The sequence below is a fragment of the Telluribacter humicola genome, from assembly GCF_017355935.1.
GTDB lineage: Bacteria > Bacteroidota > Bacteroidia > Cytophagales > Spirosomataceae > Telluribacter > Telluribacter humicola.
Window position 1 is genome coordinate 1,637,386 of sequence record NZ_JAFIQT010000001.1, and the last position, 15,102, is coordinate 1,652,487.

At 50.6% G+C, this 15,102-nt stretch carries 12 protein-coding genes; all 12 read left to right on the forward strand.

From position 1 onward, the window contains the following. Positions 1 to 25 precede the first annotated feature (25 nt). Positions 26 to 1,003: a sugar phosphate isomerase/epimerase family protein gene (locus tag JUB14_RS07060; protein WP_207505161.1), complete on the forward strand. Its 978-nt coding sequence runs from the start codon at positions 26 to 28 to the stop codon at positions 1,001 to 1,003. Positions 1,004 to 1,074: 71 nt separating this feature from the next. Next, positions 1,075 to 1,611 carry a gluconate 2-dehydrogenase subunit 3 family protein gene (locus JUB14_RS07065; RefSeq protein ID WP_207505162.1) on the forward strand — a complete coding sequence of 179 codons (537 nt, stop codon included), beginning with the start codon at positions 1,075 to 1,077 and terminating at the stop codon, positions 1,609 to 1,611. A 132-nt stretch (positions 1,612 to 1,743) separates the two neighbouring features. Further along, positions 1,744 to 3,462 carry a GMC oxidoreductase gene (locus tag JUB14_RS07070; protein ID WP_207505163.1) on the forward strand — a complete coding sequence of 573 codons (1,719 nt, stop codon included), beginning with the start codon at positions 1,744 to 1,746 and terminating at the stop codon, positions 3,460 to 3,462. A 157-nt stretch (positions 3,463 to 3,619) separates the two neighbouring features. Then, positions 3,620 to 4,894 carry a Gfo/Idh/MocA family oxidoreductase gene (locus tag JUB14_RS07075; protein WP_207505164.1) on the forward strand — a complete coding sequence of 425 codons (1,275 nt, stop codon included), beginning with the start codon at positions 3,620 to 3,622 and terminating at the stop codon, positions 4,892 to 4,894. Positions 4,895 to 4,926: 32 nt separating this feature from the next. Beyond that, entirely contained in the window at positions 4,927 to 8,388 is a 3,462-nt protein-coding gene (locus JUB14_RS07080; RefSeq protein ID WP_207505165.1) for a 3-keto-alpha-glucoside-1,2-lyase-like domain-containing protein, read from the forward strand. Positions 8,389 to 8,614: 226 nt separating this feature from the next. Then, positions 8,615 to 9,550, forward strand: coding sequence for a D-2-hydroxyacid dehydrogenase (locus JUB14_RS07085; protein ID WP_207505166.1), 936 nt, complete (start codon positions 8,615 to 8,617; stop codon positions 9,548 to 9,550). An 82-nt stretch (positions 9,551 to 9,632) separates the two neighbouring features. Next, positions 9,633 to 10,808, forward strand: a complete 1,176-nt coding sequence (gene galK, locus JUB14_RS07090) for a galactokinase (protein ID WP_207505167.1) — start codon at positions 9,633 to 9,635, stop codon at positions 10,806 to 10,808. A gap of 49 nt (positions 10,809 to 10,857) precedes the next feature. After that, complete coding sequence (locus tag JUB14_RS07095) at positions 10,858 to 12,003, forward strand: aldose epimerase family protein (protein WP_207505168.1); 1,146 nt, start codon at positions 10,858 to 10,860, stop codon at positions 12,001 to 12,003. A 375-nt stretch (positions 12,004 to 12,378) separates the two neighbouring features. Next, positions 12,379 to 12,984: a hypothetical protein gene (locus JUB14_RS07100; RefSeq protein ID WP_207505169.1), complete on the forward strand. Its 606-nt coding sequence runs from the start codon at positions 12,379 to 12,381 to the stop codon at positions 12,982 to 12,984. A gap of 181 nt (positions 12,985 to 13,165) precedes the next feature. Beyond that, positions 13,166 to 13,393, forward strand: a complete 228-nt coding sequence (locus tag JUB14_RS07105) for a hypothetical protein (protein WP_207505170.1) — start codon at positions 13,166 to 13,168, stop codon at positions 13,391 to 13,393. Continuing rightward, positions 13,374 to 13,784: a putative toxin-antitoxin system toxin component, PIN family gene (locus JUB14_RS07110; protein ID WP_207505171.1), complete on the forward strand. Its 411-nt coding sequence runs from the start codon at positions 13,374 to 13,376 to the stop codon at positions 13,782 to 13,784. The genes JUB14_RS07105 and JUB14_RS07110 overlap by 20 nt, the downstream gene beginning before the upstream one ends. Before the next feature lie 146 nt (positions 13,785 to 13,930). After that, complete coding sequence (locus JUB14_RS07115; RefSeq protein ID WP_207505172.1) at positions 13,931 to 14,668, forward strand: DUF72 domain-containing protein; 738 nt, start codon at positions 13,931 to 13,933, stop codon at positions 14,666 to 14,668. Positions 14,669 to 15,102 lie beyond the last annotated feature (434 nt).

Genomic DNA, 15,102 nt, shown 5'->3' on the forward strand with positions numbered 1-15,102 from the left:
TACTATTCCTAACTCCTTATTAATCATGCAAGATAGTATACGTACTACGGATGAAGCCCATTCATCCAGAAGAAGCTGGCTTAAGGCGACTGCCCTGGCCGGAGCCGCCGTACTAGCCGGTCAGTCAACCCAGGCTGAGGCCACTGCTGCCCCTGCCGTGGCGCCACCACCTGCCAAAAGGATCCCATTGGCGGTATCCACCTACTCATACTGGCACTTTCAGGAGCAGAAGTACCCCATCGAAAAAGTGATCGAAAACGCGGCTCGTCTGGGCTTTGAAGGGGTAGAGATCCTGCACCGCCAGATGAAGAACGAAACCATTCCGTACATGAATAAGCTCAAGCGTCTGGCGTTTGACAACGGACTGGCCCTGCCGATGCTTTCGATTCACCAGAGCTTTGTACAACCCAAAGCCGAGGACCGCAAAAAAGACATTGAGCATACTAAGCGCTGCATCGATCTGGCTACCCAGATGGGCATACCCGCTATCCGTATGAACACCGGAAGCTGGCGTACCGTCAAGCGCGATGCCAACTACTACAAGACCGGTCAGGAGCCGCCTATTGAAGGCTATACCGATAAAGACGCCATCCAATGGTGCATAGATTCTTTGGGCGAATGTCTGGTAACGGCCGAAAAAGCCGGTGTGGTGCTGGCCATCGAAAACCACTGGGGACTATCCTCCAACATCGACTACCTGCTCGAAATATATAAGCCACTCGCTTCATCGCCCGCTATGGGGATGAATGTCGATACGGGCAACTTCGTAGGTGACCCTTACTCACAGTTTGAGCGCCTGGCTCCCTATGCTACTATCGTACAGGCCAAGACCTACTACGGCGGAGGTCACTTCTACGATCTGAACCTGGATTACAAAAAGATAGCGAACATCCTGCGTAAGGCCAACTTCAAAGGCTACGTGTCCCTGGAAATGGAGGGTAAAGAAGATCCCGAAACGGCAGTGCCCAAGAGCCTTAAGGTACTTCGTGATGTATTTAGCTGATCATTCCTGACCTAATACTAATGATAAGATCCATCGGGTCAGGTACCGGATGCTTAAACTACTAGTGCTACATGAAAAGACGATCCGCTATAAAAAGCCTGGGGCTGGCACTGGGAGGACTAGTGAGTCTGCCTGCCTGGGCTTCCAACTGGACTCCCGAATCGGTAGGTCCGGCTACTGCGCTTTCTACCGGTGAAGAGGCCCTGCTGGCCGAGCTGGTAGAAGCCATCATTCCCCGGACTACCAACGCCGCCGGTGTGGTATCGCCCGGTGCCAAAGAATTAGGAGTACACCAGTTCGCCGCCCGCATGATCAGGGACTGCCTGGGCGAGCCGGCACAAGCCAGCCTGAAAGAAGGTCTTGTTTCCACCGATAAGCTTTCCAACCAGACGTACCAGAAAGGCTTTGCAGCCCTTACTCCCAAGGAAAAGGTAGCAGTATTGACCTCCATGAGTAACTCAGCCGATGCTACAACAAAGGGTTTTGTCAGTATGATCAAAAATTTGACGATCCGGGGCTATACCAACTCGGAGTACTACATGACCCAAGTACTCAAGTACAACATGGCCCCCGGCTACTACCACGGCTGCGTACCTGTAGTGCAATGACCAGTGACCAGTGACCAATGAGTGATTTAGTGAATGAGAGAATAAAACAACAATCACAACTCATTAACTAAATAGATCATTCAGAATTCAATATTCAACATCGCACCGGCGACCCGGTCAGAATTTCAAGACATGTCTTATTTCAATATAGATTCTATAAACGAACGTACTTTCGATGCCATCGTAATCGGCTCCGGGATCAGTGGGGGATGGTCGGCCAAAGAACTGACGGGGAAAGGGCTGCGTACGCTGGTACTTGAGCGGGGGCGTGAGGTAAAGCACGTCACCGACTACCCTACTACCATGAAGCAGCCGTGGGAGTTTGACCACCTCGGTCAGCTTCCCAAAACGCTCAAAGATGCCAATCCCATCCTGAGCCGTGCCGGTGCGTGGGCGGAAGATTCAGAGCATTTTTTCGTCAAAGACAACGAGCACCCTTATATCCAGGACAAGCCATTTGACTGGATTCGGGGCTACCAGACGGGTGGTAAATCGCTGATGTGGGCGCGGGGCACCCAGCGCTGGTCGCAGTACGACTTCGACGGACCTGTACGTGATAGCTATGCGGTGGAGTGGCCCATTGGCTACAAGGATATCGCCCCCTGGTACAGCTACGTAGAGAAGTTTGCGGGTATATCAGGAAATAAAGACGGTTTGCCCCAGCTACCCGATGGGGAGTTTCTGCCGCCGCATGAGCAGTCGTGCGTGGAGAAGCACTTCACGAAGGAGATGGCGAAGCATTACAAAGGTGCCCGCCCGGTCATCATCGGCCGCTGCGCGCACCTGACCAAGCCCCAGCCCATCCATATTGAGCAGGGGAGAGGCCAGTGTATGAACCGTAACCTGTGCCGCCGGGGCTGCCCGTACGGAGGGTACTTCAGCAGTAACTCGTCTACACTGCCCTGGGCGGCCAAGACTGGTAAGCTCACCATGCGTCCCGATTCGGTGGTACACTCTATCATTTATGACGAGCAGAAGGGGAATGCCGCGGGCGTACGGGTCATTGATGCCCATACCAAAGAGATGACCGAGTACTATGCTAAGATCATTTTCGTGAATGCGTCGGCCTTGAACTCCAATCTGATCCTGCTGAACTCTACCTCCAGCCGCTTCCCTAACGGATTGGGTAACGACAATGGCCTGCTGGGGAAGTACATCTCTTTCCATAACTTCAGGACGACCATCAGCGCCGAATACGAAGGGCTGCTGGACTCGAAAACCGAAGGCATTCGTCCGAATAGTAGCTACATACCCCGCTTCCGCAACGTGTTCAAGCAGGAGACCGACTTTCTGCGTGGCTATGCAGCCGGTTTTGGAAGTAGCCGCATGACATACAGCGATCAGGAGGGTTTTGGGGAAGAGCTGAAAGCCAGCCTGATGAACCGGAAGTTTGGCAACTGGCGCGTCAACTCCTGGATGATGGGCGAAACCATACCCAAGGAAAGCAACTTCGTAGCGTTGGATTCACAGCAAAAGGATGCGTGGGGAGTGCCTCTGCTACGTACCTCGGTAGCCTACGACGACAACGACGAAAAGATGATCCGCGACTTCCACGAGCAGATGACCGAGATGCTGACCGTTGCCGGATTCAAGAACATTCAGACCCACGAGAAGCCCGACAAAGCGCCCGGACTGGATATTCACGAAATGGGTGGGGTACGTATGGGTAAAGATCCGAAGACATCGCTTTTGAATAAGTGGAACCAGATCCATACCTGCAAAAACGTATTCGTAACGGATGGAGCCTGTATGACTACCAATTCTACCCAGAATCCATCCCTGACCTACATGGCTATTACGGCGCGTGCCGCCAACCATGCCGTGGAAGAATTAAGGAAAGGGAATCTGTAAGTAGGAATATACGTTGTGTAACAGACAGTAAGAGACATGTATACAATTCGGAGGCTCTCTGTTAGACGGAGAGCCTTTATTTTTTAAATTTTTTTATAATTAAAAGTAGTTCATCTACTTACTTTACATTCTAATTAACATTCCTATCCCTTATAGTATGAAAGAAGAAAAGAAAACGTCCATTGGGAGACGTGACTTCCTCAAAGGCTCACTGGCTACAGTAGCCGCGTTTTCCATTGTTCCCCGGCATGTATTAGGTAAAGGCTACCTGGCCCCGAGCGACCAGCTTACCAAAGCGATTGTAGGTGTGGGCTCTATGGGTAGAGGTCACATTCCCTACGCTGGTACCCGGGTTGTAGCCCTATGTGATGTAGACCGTGGCCACCTTAAGCAGGCTGCCGGTATGGTGGGCAAAGACGTCAAAACATTCAGCGACTATCGGGAGCTGATCCAGCTACCCGAGGTGGATATTGTACACGTAGCGACTCCTCCTCACTGGCACGGAATCATCGCGGCCGATGCCGCCCGGGCCGGTAAAGATGTGTGGTGCGAAAAGCCCATGACCCGCACCATTGGCGAAGGAAAGCGCCTCGTGGAAGCGGTACAGCAGCACGGCCGTATATTCCGACTGAACACCTGGTTCCGCTTCGACGCCAACTTCTACGGTATGAATACTACCGTAAAACCTATCAAGAAACTGGTTGATAGCGGACTGCTGGGATGGCCCCTCAAAGTGACCGTAAGCCGTCACACCGGCTTTGACTGGAAGTTCTTCTGGGTAGGACAGACCAACCTTGATCCGCAGCCCGTACCCGCCGACCTCGACTACGAGATGTGGCTCGGTCCCGCGCCTTACAAGCCGTACCACCCGCACCGCGTACACGGTACCTTCCGGGGCTACTGGGATTACGACGGAGGTGGTCTGGGTGATATGGGTCAGCACTACCTCGACCCGATCCAGTACTTCCTCGGTAAAGATCACACCAGCCCCGTTAGCGTAGAGATAGACTCCCCTCAGCAGCATACCGATGCCGTAGGTACTTGGCGCCGTATCGAGTACACCTACGCCGATGGCTGTAAGATCGTACTGGATGGCGAAGCGAAGGATGCCAATGTACCTTATATCGAAGGACCTAAGGGTAAGCTATATCCTAACTTCCGCTCGGATATACCTGATCTGGAAAAGAAACTGGCGGCCTTCCCCGATCCTGAGCCTCAGGTGACCGACTTTGTAGAAGCCGTAAAAGAGCGTAAGAAATTTGCCCTGAACGAAGAGAACGGACACCGCTCGTGTACCCTCGTCAACATGGGACTGATCGCTCTGCGTCTGGGACGTTCGCTGAAATTTGATCCCGTTAAGCAGGTGTTTATTGATGACGAAGGGGCCAATCGCCTCATCGATCAGCCAATGCGCGCTGCCTGGACCATCTAATCCTTTTCCTAATCCCTGCATTACTTAGAATCATGAAGAAAATAGTATATACGATTGCTGCCCTCTGTATGCTCCATACGGGCGTGATGGCACAGCGTGAAGATAAACGAACGGTTACCACCCGCGTGGCCGATGCGCTGGCTATGATGCCGGCTAAGAACGCCGCCCAGCTTACCAAGAACATGGAGGAGCTGGCAGCCCTGGGTAAGCCCGGTCTGGTACAGATGGCCAGTATGCTGGTGCCTGCCGAAAAAGGCGATAACACTGCGTTGGAATACGCACTGGGAGGCTTTACCTACTATGTCACCCAGCCCGGCAAAGAGGCCCTCAGGAAGATGGCTGCTGAAGCCTATGGCGAAGCACTTGGCAAACTGACTGATTCCCAGAACAAGGTATTCCTGATCTACCAACTGCAGACCGTGGGTAAAAATGAGTCGGTACCTGTATTGCAGTCGTATCTGAAAGACGAGAAGTTGAGCGGTCCTGCCGCCAGAGCGCTGGTAAAAATCGGTACACCGGAAGCCGGACAGGCGCTGCTAAGCGCCCTGAATGGTACTTCAGGAACAACGCAGCTTTCCCTGGTGGAGGCCCTGGGCGACAGCCGTTTTACTCAAGCGGCCCCGGCTATCGAAAAGCTGGTAGATGCTCAGGATAATAATCTTCGTAAAGTAGCCCTGTACTCATTGGCTAGCATCGGTGCCCCTTCATCCGAAAAGATACTGGCGCAGGCGGCTGACAAAGCTACCTTCATCTACAATGAAGCCAACGCTACCGCCGCTTACCTGTACTACCTGAGCCGTCTGGCTGAGGGGGGTAACCGTCCTGTTGCGGAGAAAGCTGCGGCTGACCTTCTCAAGAAATCAGCCGGAGCCAATCAGGTACATACCCGTACCGCTGCCCTCAAATTATTAGTGGATATGCAGGGCGAGGCCAGCGTGCCTACCCTGATCAGTGCCATGGGCAGCGACAACGCAGCTTACCGGGCAGCCGCTCTGAAGTACGCTCAGGCGCACACCGGAGTCGCCAGTACCGCTCTTTGGCTGAAAGCCCTGAAGAAAGCCAAACCAAACGTACAGGCCGAGATCATCAACATGATGGGCATGGCCGGTGCGAAGGACGCTCTGCCTGCCATTACGAAAGCAATCAATAGCAAGGATAATGGTGTAAAGCTGGCCGCTATCAAAGCTGCCGGCCGCGTAGGGCAGGACGCTGCTATCAATGACCTGATGACGGTGCTGAAGAAAGGCAGCGCTGAGGAGGTACAGGCCGTTAAGAACGCTCTCCTCACCATGAAGGGTAATACCGTTGTGGACAAGGTAGCGGCAACGCTGCCTTCCATGCCAGCTGGTGCGCAGGCGGCCCTCATTGATGTGCTGGCAGCTCGTGCCGCGGATACCAAAATGGACGTCGTACTCAAGCAGCTCAATAGCTCGGATGCCGGTGTGAAAAAGTCAGCACTGGCTGCTCTGAAGCACATGGCTACTCAGAAGGACCTGCCGACCCTGTTCACGCTGATGGACGCTTCCGGCCAACTCAGCGAGGTTCAGGAGTTCCAGAACGCGGTAATCGCGGCGGTAAAAGGAGCCGGTACCCAGGCCCAGCAGGCGGATCTGATCCTGAAGCAGATGAACAGCACGGCTGCCGATAAAAAGAATCGTTACTATCAGGTACTGGCCAGCGTGGGGGGAGACAAAGCCCTGCAAACGGTAGTATCAGCCTATAACGGTGGTGATGCCGCTTCCAAACTGGCTTCACTGACTGCTCTCACTAACTGGACCGATGCCAGCGCAGCCAATGAGCTGTACACCATCAGCAAGAACACCACCAACGCCGAGCACCTGGATCAGGCGGTACAGGGGTATGTAAAGGCTGTAAGTAAAGCGAAGGAAAATCCGGTACAGAAGGTACTGAAGCTGCGTAAGGCGCTGGAAGTAGCCAAAACTTCGGCTCAGAAGGAGATAGTCCTGAAAGAGCTGCAACGCAACCGTACTTTCAACGCCATGCTGGTAGCCGGTGACTACCTGGACGATCCTCAACTGCAGCAGGCCGCGGCACAGGCCGTTATGAACATTGCCTTAGCTAACAAGGAGTACCAGGGAGATGTAGTACGTAACCTGCTGAACAAGACCATCGCGGTACTGAAAGGTCAGGATAGTGAGTATCAGAAGGAGTCGATCCGTAAGCACCTGGCCGAAATGCCTAAGGGTAAAGGCTACGTAGCCATGTTCAACGGCAAAGACCTGACCGGCTGGAAAGGTCTGGTGGAGAACCCCATCAAGCGCGCCGCCATGCATCCCGATACCCTGGCTGCCAAGCAAGCCAAGGCCGACGCTAAGGCCAAGAACGACTGGATCGTACGGGATGGAGAACTCGTATTCACCGGGCACGGCGATAACCTGGCTTCGGTGAAGAAGTACGGGGATATCGAAATGTACGTAGATTGGAAGATTCAGAAAGACGGTGACGCCGGTATTTATCTGCGGGGTACCCCACAGGTGCAGATCTGGGATACGGCCCGCGTAAAAGTAGGTGCCCAGGTAGGCTCAGGTGGCTTGTACAACAACCAGAAGCACGAGAGCAAGCCCCTCAAAGTAGCCGACAATGCCGTAGGCGAGTGGAATACCTTCTATATCAAAATGATTGGTGACCGCGTAACGGTACATCTGAACGGTGAACTGGTCGTGGACAACGTACCTCTTGAAAACTACTGGGACCGCAAGCTGCCTATCTTCCCCGAAGAGCAGATCGAGCTGCAGGCACACGGTACGGAGGTAGCCTATCGTGATATCTATGTCCGCGAACTGCCCCGTACGGAGCCTTTCAAGCTGAGTCAGGAAGAGCAGAAGGAAGGCTTTAAAGTACTCTTCGACGGTACCAACATGCACGAGTGGACTGGTAATACCAAAGACTATGTTATTGAGGATGGTAATATAGTCGTCTATCCTGACAAGGGTGGACGGGGCAACCTCTTCACCAAGGACGAGTACAGCGACTTCGTATACCGTTTTGAATTCCAACTAACACCCGGAGCCAACAACGGTCTGGGCGTACGTGCTCCTATGGATGGAGACGCTGCCTATACTGGTATGGAGCTTCAGATCCTGGACAACGAAGCACCCATCTACAAAAACCTGCACGAGTACCAGTTCCATGGTTCAGTATATGGTGTGATACCCGCCAAGCGTGGGTACCTGAAGCCAACGGGCGAGTGGAACTACCAGGAAGTACGTATGCAGGGCTCCAAGATTCAGGTAATCCTGAATGGTACGACCATCCTGGACGGTGATATCGCCGAAGCCAGCAAGAATGGTACCCTGGACCACAAAGACCATCCCGGCCTGAAAAGAACATCCGGACATATCGGTTTCCTGGGACATGGCGACGTGGTTCGTTTCCGTAACATCCGGATCAAAGATCTGAGCAAGCAGCAGGAAGCAAAGACTGAGACAGCAAAGCCTGCCAAGTCAAAAGCGAAGACCAGAGCCAGCAAATAATACGCTGCTAAGTCATACAGTAGTACAAAGCCCGGTGACCCTTCACCGGGCTTTTTCTATTTTGGAGTTGTTTACTACTCCTTTTGCCTGTATTAGTAGGGCTTTGATTTTAGCAGTAACTATATGTCGCTAAGTCCGTTAAATCTTAGTAACCTATTCATCAGAGCGAATATGAGCTTTTATTGTAGGTAAAAACGGACCATTTTTGCTCTTTACTCTTAAAAACATGTACATATACGTCCATACACTACTAGATGAATCGCTGCGAAAGCAGCTACGATCGGCTCTCCCGACCGAGCATCATCTGTATTTTCGTTCTGAAAAGGATTCCGACAACGAACTGGTAGAAGTATTCAACCGGGCTGACATGATGCTGGGAAACCCTCCGCTGGAATGGTTTCAGTCGCCGCCTGCTAACCTGCAGTTCTGGCAGCTCGACTCCGCCGGCTTTGACAAGTACCAGGGGCTGGAGCTGAATGCCCGGGTCGCCAACATGGGTGACTGGTTTGCGCGGCCCTGCGCCGAAACCATCGTAGGGGGTATCCTGGCTCTGTACCGCGGAGTGGACGTACTGACGCTGCTACGGCAGCGCAAGGAATGGATAGGCAGCGGCCTTCGTCCGTATCTGGGTACCCTGTACCGGCAGAAAGTCATTGTACTGGGCAGTGGTACCATTGGTACCGCCGTGCGTGATATACTGGAAGGCTTCCGCTGCCGGGTACTTACCCTGGCCCGTACTTCCCCTTCGGCCGATCTGCACAGCCGTGAGGAGTTTCTGAGTGAGCTGAGTGATACGGATCTGGTGGTCAATACGCTGCCTGGTACGGTACATCACTTTGTGGATAGAGAAGTACTGACTACCATGCGCCAGGGGAGCGTCTACGCCAATGTAGGGCGGGGCAGTACTACCGACGAGCGGGCCCTCATTGAGGTACTACAGTCGGGCCACCTGAGCGGAGCCGTGCTGGACGTGACCGAGATTGAGCCTCTACCCGTTGAAAGTGAACTATGGTCGCTGCCCAACGTAGTACTCACCCAGCATACCGGTGGAGGTCAGGTGAAGGAAGATGACGGAAAAGTAGAGCTGTTCCTCCACAATTTTCAAAAGCTGCAGAGAGACCACCTGCTCGATAATGAAGTAGACCTGAGAAGAGGGTACTAAAGATACGTTGTGCAATAAAGCCGTAGTACCTGATTCGTGAATATAGTACCAGGATACCTGAGGCATCTTATTTTATTCTTTTATGGAAAATACAGTTTGCAGTAACGCTGACCGCGTCAGCAATAAATTCATAGAGTTGTTTGGTGAAACGCCCCGGCTGTTTCGCTCACCCGGACGTATCAACCTTATTGGTGAGCACACCGACTACAACCAGGGCTTTGTACTACCGGCCAGTCTGGATAAGGCCGTTTTCTTTGCTATTACGCCCCGCAAGGACAACCGGGTAATCCTGCACGCGGTGGACCTGGACGAAACCTACGAGTTTACCCTGGACGACCTCTCCAAGCCCGAGCAGACCTGGGCGTACTACCAGTTAGCCGTCGTAGATCAGCTTCATAAAAATGGCTACAGCATCGGAGGGTTTCAGACAGCCTTTGGGGGAGATATCCCGCTGGGCGCCGGTATGTCCTCTTCGGCCGCTCTGGAATGCTGCCTGATGTTTGCCCTGAACGAACTATTCGGGCTGGGACTGGACCGGATGGAGATCGTAAAGCTGGCCCAGAAGTCCGAGAACCAGTACGTAGGAGTGCAGTCAGGTATTATGGACCAGTTTGCTTCGGTATTCGGCAAAGAAGAGTCGGTGATTCGCCTCGACTGCCGGTCGCTGGACTATGAGTACTTTCCCTTTCCGATGAATGAGTACCTGCTCGTACTCTGTGATACCAACGTAAAACATTCCCTGGCCAGCTCAGAATACAATACCCGCCGTAAAGAATGCGAAGCCGGAGTGGCTATTTTTCAGAAGTACCATCCCGACGTACAGAGCCTGCGCGATGCTACCCCCGCTATGGTGGAGCAGCACCGGGAGGAGCTAGGCGATGTAATTTACCGCCGCTGTAAGTATGTCACAGAAGAAATAGTACGGGTACAGGAAGCCTGTGAATTGCTATTGCAGGGTGATCTGGCCAGCTTCGGGGCCAAGATGTACGAGACCCACGATGGCCTGCAGCACGAGTACGAAGTAAGCTGTGAGGAGCTTGACTTCCTGGTGGATCAGACCCGCTCCAATCCCGAGGTACTCGGTGCCCGTATGATGGGGGGAGGCTTTGGCGGATGTACCATCAATCTTATTAAGAATACCGCCATTGAGGCATTCGAACAGCAGATGAAGGAGGCCTACCAGCAGGCTTTTAGTCGTGATTTGCCCTGCTACCGCGTCCGAATTATGGACGGAACGGGCGAAGTGCATAGAATTTAAGTACTACCTGCTTTTACCCGTAAACCAACCTTTTTCCGTATACTAACTTATGAAGCACTACTTTTTTCTGGCATCCATGCTGGTTGGGCTCAGCCTGGCCGGATGTCAGTCCCAAAAACCAGATGAATCTATGCAATTAACTGTAACCAAAGCCGATTACGGGCAACTGCCGGACGGGCAGAAGGCCGAACTTTACACCCTCACCAATGCCAACGGAATGACCGTGAAGATCACCAACTACGGGGGCATTATTACCAACATCATGGTTCCCGATAAGAACGGTAACTTCGAGGATGTAGCACTGGGCTTTGACTCCTTATCTTCTTACGTCAATGGAAACCCCTTCTTCGGTGCGCTCGTAGGTCGCTACGGCAACCGCATCGCCAAGGGCAAATTCGAACTGGAGGGACAGACCTATACCCTCGTAACCAACAATGGTCCAAATCACCTGCACGGTGGTAAGAAAGGCTTTGATAAAGTAATCTGGCAAACCGAAGAGTTCAAATCGGAGGAGGGAGTAGGCCTGCGCATGAAGTACGTGAGCAAGGATATGGAAGAAGGCTACCCCGGCAACCTGGATGTGACCGTGACCTATACCCTGGCCGATGACAATAGCCTGCTGATCGATTACAAAGCGACTACGGACAAGCCAACGGTCGTCAACCTGACCAACCACTCGTACTTCAACCTGAGCGGTAAAGACCAGACCATCCTGGACCACGTAGTACAACTGGATGCCGACAGCCTGGTACCCGTAGATGCTACCCTGATCCCTACCGGCAAACTGATCCCGGTGGCAGGTACCCCTTTTGACTTTACCAAGCCTACGCCTATCGGAGCCCGCATCGATGACCTGAGCGACGAGCAGGTGAAGAATGGCGGTGGCTACGATCACTGCTGGGTCATCAACCGGGGCAATGAAAGCGGAATGGTGAAGTTCGCTACGGTAACGGAGCCTCAGAGCGGCCGCGTGATGGAGGTGTCTACGACCGAGCCGGGGGTACAATTCTACACCGGTAACTTCCTGACTGGTGCCCACAAAGGCAAAGGCAAGACCTATAACAAGCGCACCGGTTTCTGCCTCGAAACCCAGCACTTCCCCGACTCACCTAACCAGCCCGGGTTCCCCTCGGTAGTACTCCGCCCCGGCGAGCAGTACCACACCATGACGAAGTTTACTTTCTCAGCGAAGTAGGGGGTAGGCGATTAGGTTTTTTCTATTGGCCCGTGCTTGCACGGGCTTTTTTGTGTGTGGGAGAAAAGCCTAAGTATAATAGTTTAATATATTGGTACGTCAGAAGGCAGGCACCAATACTAGGCATATGCAGGAACTACGCTATAACCATGTGAGCAAGAAAGCTCTATAAAAGTCACTTTAACTAAATTTATCTTAATATGGATTAACTTATACCCGGCGCGCTTCTTTTGCGGTCGCTGAGTGGTGGAGGATAGCTTTGTTAATAAATTCGTTACCAAAAATGCTATATTTTGCAAGTAAAGTATAAATAAATGAAGAAGGTACTGCAAAAATTACTTATATTTAAGAGTTAGCCACAATTATAAAACCACAATGAAACATATAGTTATATTGACAATTTTGGGCACTTTAACTTCATACAGTTTGAAGAAGTCCTTGATATTTAATTTAAATAATGTAGAACAAGTTGAAATTTACCTAGAAAATATAGTACAAATAAAAGGAGGTTTTGGAAAAGAATTTATTAAAAACCTGAATAAATCGAAAGAACTAGGTCCGACAAAGTATATGAAGACTAATATAATTTCAATTCATTATAAAAACGGAGAAACAGGCACAGTCCATACGAATGGAAGTATTCACAGTTTCAAAAATTGGTACAAATCTGATGGAAATTTAATTGAAAAATATTCTGCAAGGCAAACAATTTTAACTGACACAATAATTGGGCAGCTCATGACAGTTGAAAAACTGAAAAAGTTAATGTATGAAAAAAAGTATAACCAAGTTGTATTATTGTTCTCTAAACAACAACAAAAGATTATAAACGATATTAAAAAGGAGCCTGAAATGTTTAATTATTGGTGTTCGGCTTGGACACTTGATGAAGCAAAATATGAAAGATATATAAAAAGAATTAAGGCAGGCAAAGGAGTATTTGTATTTGAAGACAATGAATGGAAAATAGACGAAAAATAACTGTGGCTAACAAGGTATTTTCAAAAGCGGGGCTGAACGGCTTCTATTGAATTTTGTGCAAAGTCCAATTTCTGTTCTTCGATTGAACTTTAATGCTAGAATCCCCGCCTTCGGCAGTACGCGAACCGTATATCGTATACCGATTGCCCAACTTCTCAATAAACTATTATTAAATTCGATTATGATAACCTATCAAGTAGATATAATTGACCCAAAAGCTGACCGGCTTTTGAAAGACTTGGCCGACATGAACCTGATTGCAATTAAGCAAACAGACAGCGATGGATTTATGCAGGTAATTGAAAGGCTTCGTTCAAAGGCAGAGCAACTTGGACCGCCGACGATGGAAGAAATAACGCAGGAAGTAGAAGCAGTCAGAACCGAACGCTATGCCAGAAGAAAAGCATAGGGTCGTTGTTGATACTAATCTTTGGATCAGCTTTCTGCTTACCAGAAACTTTACCAGACTCGACCAGCTCATAATGTCAGACCGGACGGTTTTGTTGATAAGCCAGGAGTTGCTGGAGGAGATAGTGGAAGTTGCTGAGCGGCCAAAATTCAGAAAATACTTCGACCTCTCCGACTTGATTGACTTTTTGGTGAATCTCAAACTAAAAGCTGAATTGGTCCACGTCAGTTCGCAAGTGAACGTTTGTCGTGACGATAAAGATAATTTTCTACTTTCGCTTGCGGTTGACGGTTCAGCTACTCATATTTTGACGGGAGATAAAGATCTGCTGGTTCTGCATCCATTTAGTAAGACACAAATACTTACAGTTACAGAATATTTCTCTGTCTAGTAGCTCGCCCTCACTTCCCAGTCAATATTTGTTGATAAAAATACCAACAAGGGCTAAAAGTCCGCAATGACAACTTCTTTGTGATTACTCTCTCCTTAGCTACTGTGCCTCAAAATTCACCACTTTCATCAACAATTGGGAGCAGCATGCACGAAAACCTATACATCGGCACCTCGGGCTGGAGCTATACCTGGAAAGGCATTTTCTATCCCGAAGAGCTGAAATCGGCCGATTACCTGCCCTACTTTGCCGGGTACTTTAATACCACCGAGGTAAACAGCAGCCACTACCATTACACCATGGCCAAAACCATCCAAAAGTGGCTGGCTCAGACTCCCGCCCACTTTAATTTTGCCGCCAAGCTGCACAAAGAGATAACCCACGAAAAGCGCCTGGTGGATGTGGCCGATCAGCTGGAAAAATGGATGAGCCGCTTCCTGATCATGGGTGACCGTCTGGGCCCGGTACTTATTCAGCTTCCGGCCAGTTTTCATTTTAAGGTGGAAGTGGCCGAAAGTTTTTTCTCGCTGCTGCGCGACAAGTACCCTACCCAGCCCTTTGCGCTGGAAGTGCGGCATAAATCGTGGTTGGTGGAGGAGTCAATCGAAATGCTGCGGTACTACCACATTGCTTTTGTGATTGCCGATTCGCCCCGCTGGCCCAAGCTCGAAACCGTCACGGCCGACCAGGTGTACCTGCGCCTGCACGGAGAAGAAAAGATGTACTCAGGCCCTTACTCAGACGAGGCCCTGGAGCGCTTCAGCTACATGATTAACGACTGGCTGATGGACGAAAAAGAAGTATGGGTATTCTTCAACAACACCATTGGCGGCACCGCAACCAAAGATGCCGAAAAGCTCCAGAAGATGCTGGAGAATATGTAGGGGAGCGTTTGGTTTAAACCCGGAATCCTGTACCGCATATTCCTGAGGGATTTAATGGGTAAGCAGTCAGTTTTCGTTGGCCTTTTCTAAGCATTCTTCTACTACGAATGCGATAGAGCTTTTATGTAAGGAAGTAGTTGCTAAGCCGCTTTAAATCAGTCCTTTGTCAATCAAGTGACCGTTTGATAATATAAATAGATTCTTCTTGCTAATGATGAAGGATTTAAGCACTATTACATCACTTTTATACTACCCGCTGCTTTCACCATTTTCATGATATAAGTTATTGAACATCAGGGCAAACCCATAAGGTAGTGTGAGTTCAGTTACTGGTTGTGCGTTCACATATACATTACTTGCTAAGCAGGTCGCGAGCTACATTTTCCAGGACCTGATTAAGCCAATTTATTCCCCCATTTCAGATTCACGTGCGA

Excerpts from the sequence above, each read along its gene's own strand:
- JUB14_RS07060 (WP_207505161.1), top strand. The coding sequence starts at position 26 with ATGCAAGATAGTATACGTACTACGGATGAAGCCCATTCATCCAGAAGA.
- JUB14_RS07065 (WP_207505162.1), top strand. The coding sequence starts at position 1,075 with ATGAAAAGACGATCCGCTATAAAAAGCCTGGGGCTGGCACTGGGAGGA.
- JUB14_RS07070 (WP_207505163.1), top strand. The coding sequence starts at position 1,744 with ATGTCTTATTTCAATATAGATTCTATAAACGAACGTACTTTCGATGCC.
- JUB14_RS07075 (WP_207505164.1), top strand. The coding sequence starts at position 3,620 with ATGAAAGAAGAAAAGAAAACGTCCATTGGGAGACGTGACTTCCTCAAA.
- JUB14_RS07080 (WP_207505165.1), top strand. The coding sequence starts at position 4,927 with ATGAAGAAAATAGTATATACGATTGCTGCCCTCTGTATGCTCCATACG.
- JUB14_RS07085 (WP_207505166.1), top strand. The coding sequence starts at position 8,615 with ATGTACATATACGTCCATACACTACTAGATGAATCGCTGCGAAAGCAG.
- galK (WP_207505167.1), top strand. The coding sequence starts at position 9,633 with ATGGAAAATACAGTTTGCAGTAACGCTGACCGCGTCAGCAATAAATTC.
- JUB14_RS07095 (WP_207505168.1), top strand. The coding sequence starts at position 10,858 with ATGAAGCACTACTTTTTTCTGGCATCCATGCTGGTTGGGCTCAGCCTG.
- JUB14_RS07100 (WP_207505169.1), top strand. The coding sequence starts at position 12,379 with ATGAAACATATAGTTATATTGACAATTTTGGGCACTTTAACTTCATAC.
- JUB14_RS07105 (WP_207505170.1), top strand. The coding sequence starts at position 13,166 with ATGATAACCTATCAAGTAGATATAATTGACCCAAAAGCTGACCGGCTT.
- JUB14_RS07110 (WP_207505171.1), top strand. The coding sequence starts at position 13,374 with ATGCCAGAAGAAAAGCATAGGGTCGTTGTTGATACTAATCTTTGGATC.
- JUB14_RS07115 (WP_207505172.1), top strand. The coding sequence starts at position 13,931 with ATGCACGAAAACCTATACATCGGCACCTCGGGCTGGAGCTATACCTGG.